The sequence below is a fragment of the Stenotrophomonas sp. 22DLJC03 genome, assembly GCF_056861405.1.
The window spans coordinates 1,066,477-1,082,326 of the sequence record NZ_JBSPUG010000001.1 but is presented as its reverse complement, the minus strand read 5'-3'; the positions used below and the strand labels follow the sequence as shown (position 1 = coordinate 1,082,326).

Sequence of the window (15,850 nt, the reverse complement as noted above, 5' to 3'; positions counted from 1 at the left end):
AAGCGGCGAAGTATCCCACGCCGGATGTGTACGCCAGCCGATGATCGCCTGAGCCCCCCGGTAGTCGCCCACCTTGGTGGGCGCCCTACCGCAGGCCAACCAAGGTTGGCACCTACCGGGCCACCGGGGTGAACAGCAGGTCCTGGAAATCGAAGCTGAAATCGGTCAGGTCGGAGATCGACTGCATGCGCACCTCGCGCACCCTGCCGTCCGGGTCCAGGCTGAAGTTCACGAACGCATCGGCGTTGAGCGAACGGTCGTCCCAGCGCACGATGAAGGTGTCGTGCTGCCAATGCTCCAGCCGGCCGCTCAGCTGCGCGGTCTTCATGAAACGCAGGCGCAGCCCCTTGCCCTCGGCACTGACCTGCATGTCGCCATACCAGCGGTCGCGGAAGGTGCCGCTGTAGCCGGCCATTGCCAGCGACGGCTTGCTGCCCTTGTCGCGCGCCGCCTGGTGCTTGGCCCAGGCCTCGTCGGCCTTGTCCTGGCCCTTGGCCACGGCCTTGGCATAGGCATCCACCCAGTCGTGCTTCTCGCCGCCCAGATAGGCATCAAGCACGCTCAGGGTGATCGCGTTGAACGCCGCACCCACTTCCTGGTTGGTCAGCACCACCACGCCCAGCTTCTCGCCCGGCACCAGGGTCAGCCGCGAAACCATGCCCGGCCAGCCACCGGTGTGCCAGACCAGTTTCTGCCCGCGGTAGTCACTCAGGCTCCAGCCCTCGCCATAGCCGGCGAAGTTGGCCCGCGCCGGTGCCAGCTCCGGCACGCTCGGCGCCGGGATCGACTGTGGCGTGATCATCCGCCACATCTGCTGCTGGCTCTTGTCGGTGAACAGCGGCGTGCCATCGGCCAGCTTGCCCTCGGCCAGCTGTACCTGCATCCAGCGCGCCATGTCGTGCGCGCTGGAATAGATTCCACCGGCGCCGGCGTTGTTCGACCAGGTCAGCGGCGCGACGGTGCGCAGGTCCTTGAAATCGAACTTGGCGTGGCCGACCGCCGCCTTGTCGCCCGGCTTCAGGTGATCGGCGTTGTAGCGCGTGCCGGCCATGCCCACCTTGTCGAAGATGCGGGTCTGCAGGAACTGCTGGTAGCTCATGCCGGAGACATGTTCGATCACCTGCTGGGCGACCGCGTACAGGATGTTGTCGTAGGCGTAGCTTTCGCGGAACCCACCCTTCAGTGGCACCTTGCCCAGACGCTCCACCACTTCAGCGTTGCTGTAGGAGGTGGTCGGCCAGAACAGCAGGTCACCGGCACCCAGGCTCAGGCCGCTGCGGTGCGATAGCAGGTCGCGGATCGTCATCTGGCCGGTCACGAACGGGTCGGACATGCGGAACGACGGCAGGTGGTCGATCACCTTGTCGTCCATCTTCAGCTTGCCGTCCTCGGCCAGCAGGTTCAGCGAGGTGGCGGTGAATGCCTTGGTGTTGGAAGCGATGGCGAACAGCGTATCGGCCTGCACCGGCTCCGGCTTGCCCTGCTCGCGCACGCCCCAGCCGCGTTCCAGCACCACCTCGCCATCCTTGACCACCGCCACGGCAATGCCGGGCACGTCGAACTGTGCACGCACGCGCTCGACGGTGGCATCCAGGTCCTGCAGCTGCTCCGGGGTCGCAGCGTTCGCCATGGTCGTGCACGCCAGCAGCACGGCTCCTCCAATCCAGGTTTTCATCCAGCACGATCTCCGAACAGGGGTGGCGGCCATGTGCAGGCCGTCACCGGGGTTTCGCGCGATGGTAACGGCCCCGGGCGCAGCCTGCCCTGTGCCATAGGAGGGGTGTCATGGGCGAGAACGGACAACCGAGCAACGGGTCGACCATCATTCCGTGCCTGCGCTACCGTGACGCGCAGGCCGCCATCGAGTGGTTGCAACGCGCCGTCGGTTTTCACGTCCAGGCGGTGTATGCCGACGGCGATACCGTGTTCCATGCGCAGCTCACATATGGCAGCGGCATGATCATGCTTGGCTCGAGCAGCAGTAGCGGCGAATGGTCCAAGCTGGCGGTGATGCCGGACGAGGTCGGCGGCCGCCAGACCCAGAGCGCCTGCGTGATCGTTACCGATGCCGACGCGCACTACGCGCGGGCCAAGGCCGCCGGCGCTCGCATCGTCATCGACATTGCCGACCAGGACTACGGTGGCCGTGGCTACGCCTGTGCCGACCCAGAAGGTTACCTGTGGTGGTTCGGCAGCTACGATCCGTGGCGCGTGGACCACGGCCAGTGATGGCCGCAACGACGCAGGCCGCGATCCGCTGCGGCATCGGTGGCTGGGTGTTTCCCGAATGGCGCGGCGGCATGTTCTATCCGCCGGGCCTGCCGCAACGCGAGGAACTGGCCCATGCCAGCCGCGCGCTACGCTGCATCGAGATCAACGGCACCTTCTACCGCACGCCCACTGCCGCCCAGTGCGCGCAATGGGCCGCGCAGACGCCGGAGGGCTTTCGTTTCTCGATGAAGGCGCCGCGCTACCTGGTGCAACGTCGCGACCTGTCCAGCACCGTGGAAGCTGCAGCGCCGTTCCTGCAGGCGGCGCTCGCGCTGGGTGACCGGCTTGGCCCCTTGCTGTGGCAGTTCGACCCACGCCATCCGGCCGGTGCCGAAGCGCTGGGCGCACTGATGGCACAGCTGCCGAAGCAGTTGGACGGCGTGCCACTGCAGCATGCGCTGGAGGTCCGCAACGCCGAGGCACATGGCCCGGCACTGGTCGCCGCCGCGCGCCGCCATGGCGTGGCGCTGGTGATCGAGGACAGCGACGAGGCGCCATTGCATGGAGATGTCAGTGCCGGCTTCATCTACGCGCGGATCAAGCGCAGCCAGGCACGCTTGAACGAGGGCCTGCCGGCCCCGGTGCAGCAGCGCTGGGCGGAGCGCGCAGGACGCTGGTCACGCGGCGAGCCGGTGGCCGACCTGCCCTGCCTCGCCACGGCAGCCACGGAAACACCGCGCGAGGTCTACCTGCTGTGCATAGGCGCTGCCAAAGCGCGCAATCCTGCGGCGGCAATGGCGCTGCAGCGGCACGTAGACGGCGGCGCATAGCACGACCGATGCGCGACGGGCGCCGCCTTGCCTCACAATAGGCCGATGAGCACACCCGACACCCGCAAAGCGCTGTGGCAGATCCACTTCTGTGTCCTGCTGTGGGGCGTCACCGCCATCCTCGGCAAACTGATCACCCTGCCCGCGCTGCCGCTGGTGTGGTGGCGCATGCTGCTGGTGACAGCGATGCTGGCCCTGCTGCCGCGGGTCTGGCGCGGGCTGCGTACCCTGCCACTGCGACTGGTGGCAGGTTATGCCGGCATCGGCGCGCTGGTCGCCCTGCACTGGCTGACCTTCTACGGTGCGGTGAAACTGGCCAATGCCTCGGTGGCCGCCACCTGCATCGCGCTGGCCCCTGTGTTCACCTCGATCATCGAACCCTGGGTGGCCAAACGGCCGTTCCAGCTGCGTGAACTGGCATTCGGCCTGGCGGTGCTTCCGGGTGTTGCACTGGTGGTCGGTGGCGTGCCCGATGGCATGCGCCTGGGTGTGCTGATCGGCGCGATCTCGGCGCTGCTGGTGGCGGTGTTCGGCTCGCTCAACAAGCGCATGGTCAGCCACGCCGATCCGCTTACGGTCACGGCACTGGAACTGGGTGCAGGTACCCTCACCCTGACCCTGCTGGCGCCGCTGATGCCCTACCTGCTGCCGGCGCTGGCCAGCCCGCTTTGGGTGGTACCGGACCTGCACGACGGCATCCTGCTGCTGGTGCTGGCCGGGTTCTGCACGCTGCTGCCGTTCGCCCTGGCGCTGGTCGCGCTGCGCCACCTGAGCGCCTACACCGTGCAGCTGGTGACCAACCTGGAGCCGGTCTATGCCGTGCTGCTGGCGGTGCTGCTGCTGCGCGAACAGCACGAGGTCACCCCGTGGTTCTACCTGGGCGTGGCGATCATCGTCGGCGCGGTATTCCTGCACCCGTTGTTGAACCGCCGCAGGCCGGTGCAGCACCCGGAGATTCTCGGTACCGCCGAAGCACGCAACATCGCCGACTGAGCGCATTCACGCCGGGCGTGGATGGCCGTGTCAACGCTGCGGCCAATGCCATGCCGGTGCATCCAGCAGGCCCTGCCCGCTCAACAGCGTGCGGCCATGTTCCTTCTGCAGGTGCAGCGAGTGGCATCCGGGCGCCTGTTCCAGCGCCGCGATCAGGCGGCTGGCATGTGAAACCACCCATACTTGGCTGCGTGCGCCGGCGGCGATGATCAGCCGCGCCAGCGCCGGCAGGAGATCGGGGTGCAGGCTGGTCTCCGGCTCGTTGAGCACCAGCAACGGTGGCGGACGCGGCGTATGCAGCGCAGCGGCCAGCAGCAGGAAGCGCAGCGTGCCGTCGGACAGCTCGGCCATCGACAACGGCCGCAGCAGGCCGGGTTGGTGGAAGCGCAGGGCCAGCCGGCCATCCAGCGGCTCGAAGCTGACCGTGGCACCCGGGAAAGCATCGTCCACGCTGCGCGCCAGTGCGCCCGGATCCCCGATCTCGAGAATGGTCACCCACGCTGCGGCCAGATCGCGGCCGTCGTGATGCAGCACCGGCGTACGCGTGGCCATCGCCGGCTGCCGCGCCGGTGCGTCGGCATCACTGCGGAAATGATCGTAGAAGCGCCAGCGACGGATGTACTCGCGCAGGGCGATGGCCTCCGGCATGCGCTGCGGATCGCCGACCTGGGTGAACAGGCTGTCGAACAGTGACACGTGGTCGTCAACCAGATCCCAGCCATGCGCATGGCGTTGCCGGACCATTGCACCACGGCGGTCGACCAGCAGGTTGGCACTGCGCAGGAAGGGCCCAGCCCAGATCGCCTCGGCCTTGATCTGCGGGTCCAGTGCGAATGCGGAACGGCTCGGTGGCGGGTAGCCCAGATCGATGGCATAGCCGAATTCGTCAGTGGTGAAGCCCAGCTTCAGTCCCACCGATTCCTGGCGTGGGCCGCCCTGCAATGGAATCTCGCCGGCAGTGACCCGTCGATCTGGTTTTTCCGGACCCGCCCACAATGCCGAAGCGAGGCCGCCTTCACGGGCCAGCACCGCCGCGACGCCGCCCTGCGCGGTCTCCGCCAGCAAGCGCAGCGCGCGGTACAGGCTGGATTTGCCGCTGCCGTTGTCGCCGGTGACCACGTTCAGCTGCTGCAGCGGCAGCACCAACCCGTGCAACGAACGGTAGTGGGCGATGGCCAGGGTCTGCAGCATGGTCGGCGTCCGTAGGAACAGGAGCGCCATGGTGCAGCGCGTGGATCGCAGGGAATGCGACGCGCACGGCATTCGAATGGATTCTTCACCCACGCGTGGCGTTGATCTACCTGAGGGTGCTTCAGCCCGCCCGTTCCACCCGGTTGCGGCCATTGCCCTTGGCCCGGTACAGCGCCTTGTCGGCGCGGGCCAGCGTGTCATCCACACTTTCACCCGGCTGGTGCTGGGCAACGCCGATGCTGACCGTGACCGGGAATCCAAGCGGCAGGTCGGCCACCGCCAGGCGCAGGAACTCGCACTGCAGTTCGGCCGTGTGCAGGTCGGTCGACGGCATCACCGCCACGAACTCCTCGCCGCCGTAGCGCGCAGCCATACCGCGGCCGGTGAAGTGCGAGCGCAGCAGCACACCCAGCTCGGCCAGCACCCGGTCACCGGTGGCGTGGCCCTGGAAATCGTTGATGTGCTTGAAATGGTCGATGTCGAGCAGCGCAACGCAGGCGACGCCCGGTTGACCATCCGCCACCGCAACCGCCTCTTCCAGCGCCGCCGCCATCGCGCGGCGGTTGGGCAGGCCCGTCAGCGCATCGGTACGGCTCTGCTCGGCCAGGTCGGCATTCTGCGCAAGCAGCACGTCCTGGTATTCCGACAGCAGGCGCTCGTAATCATCACGTTCCAGCATGTGTTTCTGGATGTCGAGCGCAAAGCGGCGCAGCTCCATCACCAGCATCACCTGCCGCGACAACGCCGCCAGCGCCTCGGCCTTGTCGCTGGGCAGGTGCTGCGGATGCGCGTCGAATACGCACAGCGTGCCCAGCGGCAGGCCATCTGAGCTGATCAGTGGCGCGCCTGCATAGAAACGGATGTGCGGGTCGCCGGTCACCACCGGGTTGTCATGGAAGCGGGCGTCCTGCAACGCGTCCTCCACCACCATGATTTCCTGCGGTTGCAGGATGGCGTGGCCACACATCGAATCGCTGCGCAGGTTCTCCGCCGCGTCGATGCCCTGGATCGATTTGAACCACTGCCGTTCCACATCGATCAGGGTCACCGCCGCCATCGAAGTGCCACAGACCGCCTTGGCGATCGCGACCAGGTCGTCGAAGGATTTCTCACGCTGCGAATCCAGGATCCGGTAGCGGTACAGCGCCTCGAGCCGAAGGGCTTCGTTGGCAGGCTTGTCGGGCTTGATCATGCAGCGTCACGTTCCGGCAGGTCACTGCGGAGTCTAGCCGATGCCGGTCCGCAATCCGCACAACGGGTAGTGCCGGCCGTTGGCCGGCATCCGCGCTCATCCGATGCCTGGTGCAGCCGGCCAGCGGCCGGCACTACCTCGCGTTACCAGTCCAGCTGCTTCGGCAGCAGGCCCTGAAGTTCCTGCTCGGTCAGGTTGCGCCACTGGCCCGGCTTCAGCGCGCCGATCTTGATGTTGTCGATGCGCACGCGGCGCAGCTGGGTCACGCGATAGCCGAACTCGGCAGCCATCAGGCGGATCTGCCGGTTCAGGCCCTGCTGCAGGGTGATGCGGAAACCGAACTTGGCGATGCGCGAGGTCTTGCAGGGCAACGTCATCTGATCGTGGATGCGCACGCCGCGGGCCATGCCACGCAGGAACTCGTCGGTGACCGGCTTGTTCACCGCCACCAGGTATTCCTTCTGATGGCCGTTCTCGGCACGCAGGATCTGGTTGACGATGTCACCGTTGCTGGTCATCAGGATCAGCCCTTCAGACTCCTTGTCAAGACGGCCGATCGGGAAGATGCGCTGTTCATGGCCAACGAAGTCGACGATGTTGCCCTTGACCGAGGTTTCGGTTGTGCATGTCACGCCCACCGGCTTGTTCAGCGCGATGTAGACGTGGCGGCGGGTACCGGGTTTGCGTGCAACGCGCGCGCGCAGCGGCTGGCCGTCGACCAGCACCTGGTCTTCCTCGCCCACCACCGCGCCGGTACCGGCCGGGTGGCCGTTGACGGTGACCCGGCGGGCGGCGATCAGGCGATCGGCCTCGCGGCGGGAGCAGAAGCCGGTGTCGGCGATATGTTTGTTGAGTCGGGTGGTCATCGGCCCATTATCCGGCATCGCCGCCCGCTGCGCTTCATTCCGGCACGGGTGGATCGAGTTCTTCGCCGTCGAAGACGCGGTTGCGGCCCGCCCGCTTGGCCACGTACATGGCATGGTCGGCCCGGCGCAGCAGCGCGGCCAGGTCATCCTCGCCCGGACGCCACTGTGCCAGGCCGATGCTGGCCGTGACCTCCAGCCCTGGGACCTGCAATGCCTGGCCAGCCTCGATGATGCGCTGGCGCAGCCGATCCAGCCGCGCCGACGCCGCTTCGCGCGGCATGCCCGGCATCAGCAGCAGGAATTCCTCGCCGCCCATCCGCACCACCTCATCCTCGCTGCGCACCGCAGTCCGCAGCGCGCGCGCCACCGCCACCAGCACCTGGTCCCCCACCGCATGGCCGTGGCGGTCGTTGATGTCCTTGAACAGATCGATGTCCAGGAAGCCGATCACCAGCGGGCCACGCTCACGATCGACCCGCTCCAGGTGCCGGGCCAGCTGCTGCAGGCCGGCGCGGCGGTTGGGCAATCCGGTCAGGCCGTCGGTCTCGGCCAGCTGGCGCAGCTCATCACGCTGCTGGCGCAGCCGCCCCAGCCGCTGGTTCAGGGCATAGGCCGCCATCATCAGCAGCCAGGTCACCGACAGTTGCAGTGCTTCCACCCGGTACTCCAGCAGCCACTCCGCACTGCTGGCATCGGCGGCGATCATCACCAGCAGCGGCACCAGCGCCGCCAGGCCTGCCAGCGCCCAGCAGTCACCACGCAACCACGCCCGCATGCCGGCGGCCAGTGACAGCAGGCAACCGAGGATGAAGCTCAGCTGCAGGCCCTGCGCGAGCAGCGCCAGGGTTTCCCAGCGCAGCCAGGGTACCAGCGCGGCCAATCCCATCAGGCCCCACAGCACGCCCTGCTGTGCCGGCCGTGAGCGTGGCAGCAGGCGGTCCCCGCCGTTGAGGCGCCACAGAGCGGGCAGTACCAGCGCCTGGGTCGCAGCGGTCAGCGCCAGCAGCCACCATGCGCCACGCTCCCCCACCGGCAGCCAGGGTTCGGGGTAGCCGCTCAAGCCGCCAAGAATCGCCTGCCACACCACCACCACGAACGTCGCGCCGATGTAGACCAGGAAGCTGCGGTCACGGGTGGTCAGGTAGGCCATCAATGCCGACAGCGCCAGCGCGATCGCCACCGCGATGCAGGCCGCGCGCACCAGCAGGCGGGCGGTATCGTTCTGCTGGACCGGACTGGGCGCACCCAGCCGCAAGGTCGGCACCCAGCGCGCTTTCAGCGGCGCCTGCCACGACACCAGGAACGGCTCATGGCTGCCAGCCGCCGGCACCGCCACCAGGCCGATGCCGGCACGGAAGCGTGAATCACGGGTGCGTGCATCGTGCATGTTGCCGCAGATCTCGCGGTCGCCATGCTGTACGCGGACTTCGCCAGCGAACACGTTGAACACATCCAGGGCCTGGGGTTGCCCCGACCACCCCCCGGGCGGCGCCGGTACCTCTACCTGCTCGCGTGGCCCGGCCAGCATCGCGGGCGTGCAGCCACGATGCGGCGTCGGTTCATCCGTAGGTGCGCCAACCAGCAGGAAATCCCGGCCGGCCTCGGCCATGCGCGCGCGCGCCGGATCGGGAAACAGCACTCCCATCAGCAGGACGACCAGCAGCGCCCCTGTTTCGTACCGCCACTGCCTGACGCCCACGCCACATCCTGTTCCTGCTTACGTCCGCGCCCACTGCGCGTCGCCCCTGGCGCGCATTATCGCAGCCGGGCGCGCAGCGCATGTGTAGACCAAAGTCGCCACCGGCCGTTCAGCCAGCTGCCGGAGGCCCCTTCACCGCCACCAGGCGCACCGGCCTCAGGTCACTGAGGGTCATCCGTTCCAGCGGCTGCGGTCGCTCGATCGCATACCCTTGCAACCCCTGCACGCCGAGCCGGGTCAGCGCGGCGGCCACCTCGGCGGTCTCCACCCATTCGGCCACCACCTCCATCTGCAGTTCACGCCCTAGCTCGCTGATCGCACGCACGGTGGCGTGGCTGATCGGGTCGGTATCCATGTCACGCACGAATGCGCCGTCGATCTTGAGGATGTCGGCCGGCAACTGGCGCAGGTAGCCGAACGAGGACAGGCCGGAGCCGAAATCGTCCAATGCCATCCGGCAGCCGCGTGCCTTCACCGCATCGATGAAAGCGCGGGCCTGGCTGAGGTTGCTGATCGCCGCGGTCTCGGTGATCTCGAAACACAGCTTCGAGGCCAGCGCGCGGTTGCGCTCGAGCAGATCGCAGACGAAGGCCAGGAAGCCGGGCTCGGCGATCGACTGCGCGGACACATTGACGTTGCACAGCCCCAGCTGGCGCACGTGTGCCGGGCAGACCTGCAGGTGGCGGAACAGCAGCCCCAGCACGTGCCGGTCCAGCGCCACGGCCATGCCATAACGCTCCACGGCCGGCATGAACTGGCCGGGCAGGTGCAGGCTGCCATCGCTACCGCGCATGCGCACCAGCACTTCGTAGTGCAGGTAGGACGGATCCCCCACCCGGGCGATGCGCTGTGCATACAACAGCATGCGGTTCTCGGCCATCGCCAGGCTGACGCCCTGCAGGCGCTCGGCTTCCTGGCGCCGCTCCTCCAGCGCCATGCGGTTCTCGTTGAAGCAGTGCACACGGTTGCGCCCGGCCTGCTTGGCCGCATAGCAGGCGCTGTCGGCGGCGCTCATCAACCAGTTCGCGTCCGGCGCCTCGGCACTGACCTCGACCACGCCGATGCTGCAGCTCAACTGCGGGCTGCCCTCGCTGATCGGGAACGTGGCCTGGCCCAGGTTGCGGATCACCCGTTGCAGTACCCGCTTGGCCTCGTCCTGCCCGGCATGGGCGAGGAACACCGCAAATTCATCGGCACCGAGCCGGCCCACCCAGTCACCATCACGCACTGCTGCCACCAGGTAGTCGGCGAAACTGCGCAGCATCTGGTCACCGGCAGCATGGCCGAAGCTGTCGTTGACCAGCTTGAAGTGATCCAGGTTGATGTAGCACAGCGAATGCGTGCCGCCCTCGCTGCGCACCTGCAGCAGTGAACGTTCCAGCAGCCGCTCGATCTCTCGACGATTGATCAGGCCGGTCAACGGATCGTGGCTGGCGTGATGCTCGATCTCGCGCGCCAGTGCATGGTTCTGGCTGACGTCCTCGATGATCGCGAACACCGACAGCCCACCACCGGCACTGCGCACGCCGGTACCACTCCAGCGCCCCCAGACCAGGCTGCCATCGCGGCGACAGAAGCGCAGCTCGCTCGGTCGCAGCTGCCGGTCCCAGTCGATGCGGCCCACGCCATCGATGACCAGCTCGCCTTCCATCAGCAGGTCACCCAGTGACATCTGCAGCAGCACGTCACGGCGATAGTCGAGGATATCGGCCATCGCCTGGTTGGCTTCCATCACCTTGCCATCGGTGTCGAGCTTGAGCATGCCGACGTTGGCCTGGTAGAACGCGGCACGGAAGCGGCTCTCATGCTCGGTCAGGTCCTTGCCGACGCGACGCGCCAGGGCCACCGCCATCAGGCTGATCGCCAGTACCGACAGGCCGCCGACCATCAGCGTCGCCACCCGCACCATCGTGGCCATCCGCAGCAGCGCCTGCGAGAACGCCTGCGCCTGTACCTGCAGGCGTCGATCAAGATCCCGCAGCTGCTGCAGGTAGCGATCACGATCGGTCAATGGCAAGCTGCCTCCGCCGTGCCGCCGCTGCAGCTCCGCCACCAGGTCCTGCACCGCCATCAGGTCGCCATCGGTCTGCCGCCACAGCGCGGTCGCTTCGCGGAACGCACCCAGGTCCCGCGCATAGCGGAACGAGAACACCAACCGCGGAATATCGGCGCGGGCATTGCCGCCCTGCAGGAAGCCCTGCCGCGCCCGAGACTCATCGGGCTCGGCCTGTTCAAGCGCCAGCCTTGCCTGCAGATCGCCCAGGGGCACCTGCAGCGCCTGCCGCGCGTCGTTCAGATCCTGGGCATGGCCGCGCGCCAGATAACGGCTCAACGCTGCAGTCGCATCCTGCTGCCCCCGTGACCAGTAGCCCTGCCCGGCAATCCAGGCCGTGGACGCCGCCTGCAGCTCCTGGATAAGGGCGGACAAGGCGACCAATCCGATCGCCATGCCCGTCAGCAACGCAAATCGCAGTCCCAGCCCACGGGTCATCGGCACCCGCCGGCTGTGTTGGTCCGTGCCACTCCTACCCATCCCGGATCCCCCCGAATGTGCTGCGGTGACAACCTCCCTTGGAACCGAGCCAGCCTATGACCGCCAATGTGTTTGCCATGCGAAAAGGGGACGGAGGGGATTAAGTCGTTTTCGGCATAAGCGCACTGCCGGGCATAAGCGACTTAATCCCCTCCGTCCCCTTTTCCGGGCCCACAACGGACAACGCCAGCCCGGAGGCTGGCGATGTTCAGGACCGCAGGTGTGGCTTAGTAGCTGCGCGGGCCGCGCGGCTTGAAGCCGTCACGGCGCGGCGGGCGGCTGTCGCGGTCACCACCGCGGTCGCCACCATGGCCACCCGGGCCACTGCGGCGCGGACCACCCGGACCACCCGGACCACCCGGGCCGCCCGGACCACGCTTGTCGAAGCGCGGCTTGAACGGACGCGGCGCCGGATTGATCTCTTCACCGGCCGCCAGCGGACGCATCTGCAGCTGCTGGCCGGAGACCCACACCTTCTGCAGGTGGGTCAGCACGTCCGACGGCATCTGCGCCGGCAGGTCCAGCAGCGAGAAGTCGTCGTGAATGTCGATGCGGCCGATGAAACGGCTCTCCAGGCCAGCTTCGTTGGCGATGGCGCCGACGATGTTGGCCGGCTTCACGCCATGCTGGTGACCGACCGAAATGCGGTAGGTTTCCATGCCCTGCTCCGGTGCACCGCGCGGCGGCACGTCACGGCGCGGGCGCTGCTCGAAGCCGCCCTCGGCATCGTCACGACGCGGGCCACGCTCGAAGCGCGGGCCACGTTCGTTGCGGTCGCCACGTTCCGGGCGCTCGCTGCGCTCGAAACGCTCACGCGGCGCACGCTCTTCGCGCGGTGCACGCACCGGCGGCTGCAGCAGGAACGGGGTATCGCCCTGCATCATCTTCGCCAGCGCAGCAGCCACTTCGATGGCCGGCACGTTCTGCTCGGTCTCGAAGCGTTCCAGCAGCTGGCGGTAGAAGTCCAGGCCGCCCTGGCCCAGGGTCTCGGTGATGCGCGAAGTGAACTTGTTGATGCGGTTGTCGTTGACCGCTTCCACGCTCGGCAGCTGCATTTCTTCGATCGGCTGGCGGGTGGCGCGCTCGATCTGGCGCAGCATGCCCTTCTCGCGCGGGGTGGCGAACAGGATCGCCTCACCGCTGCGGCCGGCACGGCCGGTACGGCCGATGCGGTGCACGTAGCTTTCGGTGTCGTACGGGATGTCGTAGTTCAGCACGTGGCTGATGCGTTCCACGTCCAGGCCGCGGGCCGCCACGTCGGTGGCGACCAGGATGTCCAGCTTGCCTTCCTTCAGCATGGCGATGGTGCGCTCACGCTGCGCCTGCTGCATGTCGCCGTTGATGGCGGCAGCGGCCAGGCCACGGGCCTGCAGCTTGCTGGCCAGCTCCTCGGTGCCGGCCTTGGTGCGCGCGAAGATGATCATCGCGTCGAACGGCTCGACTTCCAGGATGCGGGTCAGCGCGTCCAGCTTGTGCATGCCGCTCACCCACCAGTAGCGCTGGCGGATGTTGGCCGAGGTGGTGGTCTTGGCCGCGATGGTCACTTCCACCGGATCCTGCAGGTAGGTCTGCGCGATGCGGCGGATCTGCGGCGGCATGGTGGCCGAGAACAGCGCCACCTGGCGCTTGGCCGGCAGCTTCTTCAGCACGGCTTCGACGTCGTCGATGAAGCCCATGCGCAGCATTTCGTCGGCTTCGTCCAGCACCAGCGTCTTCAGCTCGGACAGGTCCAGCGTGCTGCGATCCAGGTGGTCGATGACGCGGCCGGGGGTACCGACCACGATGTGCACGCCGCGACGCAGCGCCGACAGCTGCTGGCCATACGGCTGGCCGCCGTACACCGGCAGCACGCGGAAGCCGGGGATCTTCGAGGAATAGGACTGGAACGCCTCGGCGACCTGGATGGCCAGCTCGCGGGTCGGGGCCAGCACCAGCGCCTGCGGCTTGATCTGCTGCAGGTCGATGTTGGACAGTACCGGCAGCGCAAAGGCGGCGGTCTTGCCGGTGCCGGTCTGGGCCTGGCCCAGCACGTCACGGCCTTCCAGCATCGCCGGGATGGTGGCAGCCTGGATCGGCGACGGGGTTTCGTAGCCGATGGCGGTGACCGCCTGCATGACAGACTCGGACAGGCCGAGCTGCGCGAACTGCAGCTGCGCTTGGGATTCTTGGGACATGGGGAACTCCGAAGACACTGCCGTCTTCCTGGCAGTGCGATAAAAAAGGTGATGGTCCGCGCTTTGGGCGCCCTTCTTATCGCGTGCCCTGGCGCTGCTCGGTTGGAGGAGATTTCACTCGCTCAGAGCGGAATCATACCGCATTGATCCTGAACCATGCATACAGGTTGCCGTGCGTGTGCCGTCATGCCCCGTGCTGGCGCACAATACGCGCCCTCTCCCGGCCCGGCCAGAATCCGGCGCCCCTTCCCAGGAAACCCGTTCCATGCAGATTCTCGAATTCGACCTCGACGGCGACTACGTCGAGCTCAAGCAGCTGCTCAAGCTGGCCGACCTGGTCACCAGCGGCGGCGAGGCCAAGATGGTCATCAGCGAAGGCCAGGTGCTGGTCGACGGCGAGGTCGAACTGCGCAAGGCCTGCAAGATCCGCGCAGGCCAGGTGGTTGAATTCGCCGACAGCCAGATCCGCGTGCTGGCCGCCGGCTGATCTGAACGGGCTGATCTGAACCGGTTCAGGCCACGCGCTGGGTCAGGTGCGAGGCGATCAGCTGCCTGAACGGTGCCACGCCTTGTGCCAGGCGCAGGCCGGCCGCGCGCAGCAGCCGCGCCGGGCGGCGATCGTCGGTATACAGGCTGGCGATCGCGTTGGTGGCCTCGTACAGCGGCCTCGATGCCAGCCGATGACCGCGCTGGTAGCTGGCCAGCATGCCGGCGGCGGCGATGTCGGCACCGCGACGCTGCTGTTCGACGATGCCCTGTGCCAGCCGCTGCGCACTGGCCAGGCCCAGATTGAAGCCATGTGCGGTGACCGGATGCATGCCCACCGCAGCATCGCCGATCAGCGCCGAACGCTCGCCGACAAAACGGTGCGCATAGACGCCAACCAGCGGATACGCCTGCGGCGTGGCCACCGGCTGCATCCGGCCCAGACGGTGCTCGAAGCAGTCACTGATGGCGTCACCGAAGGCCACTTCGTCCATCGCCAGCAGCGCTTCAATCTGGCGCGGCGGCAAGGTGACCACCGCAGACGCCTGGCCCTCGTTGAGCGGCAGCAGTGCCATGGTACGGCCGTAGCCGAACCATTCCCATGCGGTGTGGTGGTGATCACGCTCGACCTGCATGCGGCACACCAGCATCGACTTGCCGAAGTCGCGCATCTGCGCGCCGATGCCGAGCATGCGGCGGGTTGTTGAGAAGCGGCTGTCGGCGGCCACCAGCAGGCGCGCGTGCAGCGTGCTGCCGTCATCCAGCGTGACCACATGGCCCTGCGCATCGGCCTGCACGCTCTGCACCTTGCGCCCGTCAAACAGTTCCAGTCCGTCCTGGTCCTGCACGGCATCCCATGCAGCGCGGCGGATCAGATGGTTGGGCACCAGCCAGCCCAACGGCTGGCCATCGACCTGGCTGCTGGCAAAGGTCAACGCAAACGGCGAACTGCCGTTCATCACCTTGGCATCGCGTAATTCGGCGACTTCGGCGTCCGGCAGTCGCTGCCACAGGCCCAGCTGTTCCATGCTCTGCCGCGAGGCATGGGTCAACGCGATCTCACGGCCATCGAAGGCAGCCTCGGCCAGCGCCTGGCGCGGCTGTACTTCGACCATGCCGACCTGCAGGCCACTGCCGGCCAGCGCGCGCGCGAAGCACAGACCCGCCGGTCCGGCGCCGACCACCACCACGTCCATCCTGCGCATGCGCGCCTCCTGCCGTTGATTCAGTCGCAGCCAGCATAGCGCTGCGGACCTGAGCGGCCTTGATCTGGATCAGGCCACGATCACAGCAGCGCGAACACCAGCGCCAGGATCGACAGCAGCGATACCGCCCAGACCAGGCTGCGCACGTAGGGCACGCCTGCGGCATACAGCGGCAGGTAGACCACCCGTGCCCAGAAGTAGGCCTGCGCCGCCAATGCGGTGGTGTCGTTGCCGCGCCCGGCCACCACCACCGCGATCGCAGCAGCGGCGAAGAACGGGAAGGTCTCCAGGAAGTTGGCCTGGGCCCGCTGCAGGCGACCGGCCAGCGGGCTGAGTGGCCTGGCTTCGCCATCACGCGCCGAGGCATTCCACTTCATCCCGCGCTCGCGGGTGACTACGGTGGAGGTGGCGAAGATGTAGACGAAGCCCAGCAGCACCGACCAGGCCAGCATCGTCAGTTCAGTTGCCAT

At 67.4% G+C, this 15,850-nt stretch carries 13 protein-coding genes; 4 read left to right on the top strand and 9 right to left on the bottom strand.

Features of this window, described 5'->3' with window-relative positions:
- Positions 1 to 112: 112 nt before the first annotated feature.
- Positions 113 to 1,675, bottom strand: coding sequence for a serine hydrolase (locus AC13GA_RS04995; protein ID WP_482997642.1), 1,563 nt, complete (start codon positions 1,673 to 1,675; stop codon positions 113 to 115).
- A gap of 110 nt (positions 1,676 to 1,785) precedes the next feature.
- On the opposite strand from AC13GA_RS04995, the gene AC13GA_RS04990 reads away from it, so the two are divergent.
- The 3 genes from AC13GA_RS04990 to AC13GA_RS04980 are packed head-to-tail and all read left to right on the top strand — an operon-like array spanning position 1,786 to position 4,034.
- A complete protein-coding gene (locus AC13GA_RS04990) occupies positions 1,786 to 2,229 on the top strand; it encodes a VOC family protein (protein ID WP_482997641.1) in 444 nt (147 codons plus the stop codon).
- The gene (locus AC13GA_RS04985) at positions 2,229 to 3,041 is read left to right on the top strand and encodes a DUF72 domain-containing protein (protein WP_482997640.1); all 813 of its coding nucleotides are present in this window, start codon (positions 2,229 to 2,231) and stop codon (positions 3,039 to 3,041) included. Before AC13GA_RS04990 ends, AC13GA_RS04985 begins: the two co-directional genes overlap by 1 nt.
- A 45-nt stretch (positions 3,042 to 3,086) precedes the next feature.
- The gene (locus AC13GA_RS04980; RefSeq protein ID WP_447781027.1) at positions 3,087 to 4,034 is read left to right on the top strand and encodes a DMT family transporter; all 948 of its coding nucleotides are present in this window, start codon (positions 3,087 to 3,089) and stop codon (positions 4,032 to 4,034) included.
- Between the two features lie 30 nt (positions 4,035 to 4,064).
- On the opposite strand, the gene AC13GA_RS04975 is transcribed toward AC13GA_RS04980, so the two are convergent.
- The 6 genes from AC13GA_RS04975 to AC13GA_RS04950 all read right to left on the bottom strand — a co-directional run bounded on the left by AC13GA_RS04975 (position 4,065) and on the right by AC13GA_RS04950 (position 13,689).
- Positions 4,065 to 5,225, bottom strand: coding sequence for an AAA family ATPase (locus tag AC13GA_RS04975; RefSeq protein WP_430766986.1), 1,161 nt, complete (start codon positions 5,223 to 5,225; stop codon positions 4,065 to 4,067).
- A gap of 121 nt (positions 5,226 to 5,346) precedes the next feature.
- Positions 5,347 to 6,417 carry a sensor domain-containing diguanylate cyclase gene (locus AC13GA_RS04970; protein ID WP_482997639.1) on the bottom strand — a complete coding sequence of 357 codons (1,071 nt, stop codon included), beginning with the start codon at positions 6,415 to 6,417 and terminating at the stop codon, positions 5,347 to 5,349.
- A gap of 143 nt (positions 6,418 to 6,560) precedes the next feature.
- Positions 6,561 to 7,283: a pseudouridine synthase gene (locus AC13GA_RS04965; RefSeq protein ID WP_012510490.1), complete on the bottom strand. Its 723-nt coding sequence runs from the start codon at positions 7,281 to 7,283 to the stop codon at positions 6,561 to 6,563.
- Between the two features lie 34 nt (positions 7,284 to 7,317).
- Entirely contained in the window at positions 7,318 to 8,982 is a 1,665-nt protein-coding gene (locus tag AC13GA_RS04960) for a sensor domain-containing diguanylate cyclase (RefSeq protein ID WP_482997638.1), read from the bottom strand.
- 109 nt (positions 8,983 to 9,091) lie between these two features.
- Complete coding sequence (locus AC13GA_RS04955) at positions 9,092 to 11,515, bottom strand: putative bifunctional diguanylate cyclase/phosphodiesterase (protein ID WP_136638672.1); 2,424 nt, start codon at positions 11,513 to 11,515, stop codon at positions 9,092 to 9,094.
- A gap of 227 nt (positions 11,516 to 11,742) precedes the next feature.
- Positions 11,743 to 13,689 (bottom strand): DEAD/DEAH box helicase, encoded by a 1,947-nt coding sequence (locus AC13GA_RS04950; RefSeq protein WP_482997637.1) that lies wholly within the window; start codon positions 13,687 to 13,689, stop codon positions 11,743 to 11,745.
- Positions 13,690 to 13,954: 265 nt separating this feature from the next.
- Between AC13GA_RS04950 and AC13GA_RS04945 the strand changes: the two genes are divergently transcribed.
- Positions 13,955 to 14,176, top strand: coding sequence for an RNA-binding S4 domain-containing protein (locus tag AC13GA_RS04945; RefSeq protein ID WP_006426190.1), 222 nt, complete (start codon positions 13,955 to 13,957; stop codon positions 14,174 to 14,176).
- 25 nt (positions 14,177 to 14,201) lie between these two features.
- Here the strand turns inward: AC13GA_RS04945 and ubiM are convergent, their stop codons facing one another.
- Together ubiM and AC13GA_RS04935 are read right to left on the bottom strand one after the other, a co-directional pair.
- The gene (gene ubiM, locus AC13GA_RS04940; protein ID WP_482997636.1) at positions 14,202 to 15,380 is read right to left on the bottom strand and encodes a 5-demethoxyubiquinol-8 5-hydroxylase UbiM; all 1,179 of its coding nucleotides are present in this window, start codon (positions 15,378 to 15,380) and stop codon (positions 14,202 to 14,204) included.
- Between the two features lie 80 nt (positions 15,381 to 15,460).
- Positions 15,461 to 15,850, bottom strand: a complete 390-nt coding sequence (locus tag AC13GA_RS04935; RefSeq protein ID WP_032128357.1) for an MAPEG family protein — start codon at positions 15,848 to 15,850, stop codon at positions 15,461 to 15,463.

Coding starts and splice junctions, on each gene's coding strand:
- AC13GA_RS04995 (WP_482997642.1), bottom strand. CDS start 1,675: ATGAAAACCTGGATTGGAGGAGCCGTGCTGCTGGCGTGCACGACCATG.
- AC13GA_RS04990 (WP_482997641.1), top strand. CDS start 1,786: ATGGGCGAGAACGGACAACCGAGCAACGGGTCGACCATCATTCCGTGC.
- AC13GA_RS04985 (WP_482997640.1), top strand. CDS start 2,229: ATGGCCGCAACGACGCAGGCCGCGATCCGCTGCGGCATCGGTGGCTGG.
- AC13GA_RS04980 (WP_447781027.1), top strand. CDS start 3,087: ATGAGCACACCCGACACCCGCAAAGCGCTGTGGCAGATCCACTTCTGT.
- AC13GA_RS04975 (WP_430766986.1), bottom strand. CDS start 5,225: ATGCTGCAGACCCTGGCCATCGCCCACTACCGTTCGTTGCACGGGTTG.
- AC13GA_RS04970 (WP_482997639.1), bottom strand. CDS start 6,417: ATGATCAAGCCCGACAAGCCTGCCAACGAAGCCCTTCGGCTCGAGGCG.
- AC13GA_RS04965 (WP_012510490.1), bottom strand. CDS start 7,283: ATGACCACCCGACTCAACAAACATATCGCCGACACCGGCTTCTGCTCC.
- AC13GA_RS04955 (WP_136638672.1), bottom strand. CDS start 11,515: ATGGGTAGGAGTGGCACGGACCAACACAGCCGGCGGGTGCCGATGACC.
- AC13GA_RS04950 (WP_482997637.1), bottom strand. CDS start 13,689: ATGTCCCAAGAATCCCAAGCGCAGCTGCAGTTCGCGCAGCTCGGCCTG.
- AC13GA_RS04945 (WP_006426190.1), top strand. CDS start 13,955: ATGCAGATTCTCGAATTCGACCTCGACGGCGACTACGTCGAGCTCAAG.
- ubiM (WP_482997636.1), bottom strand. CDS start 15,380: ATGCGCAGGATGGACGTGGTGGTGGTCGGCGCCGGACCGGCGGGTCTG.
- AC13GA_RS04935 (WP_032128357.1), bottom strand. CDS start 15,850: ATGGCAACTGAACTGACGATGCTGGCCTGGTCGGTGCTGCTGGGCTTC.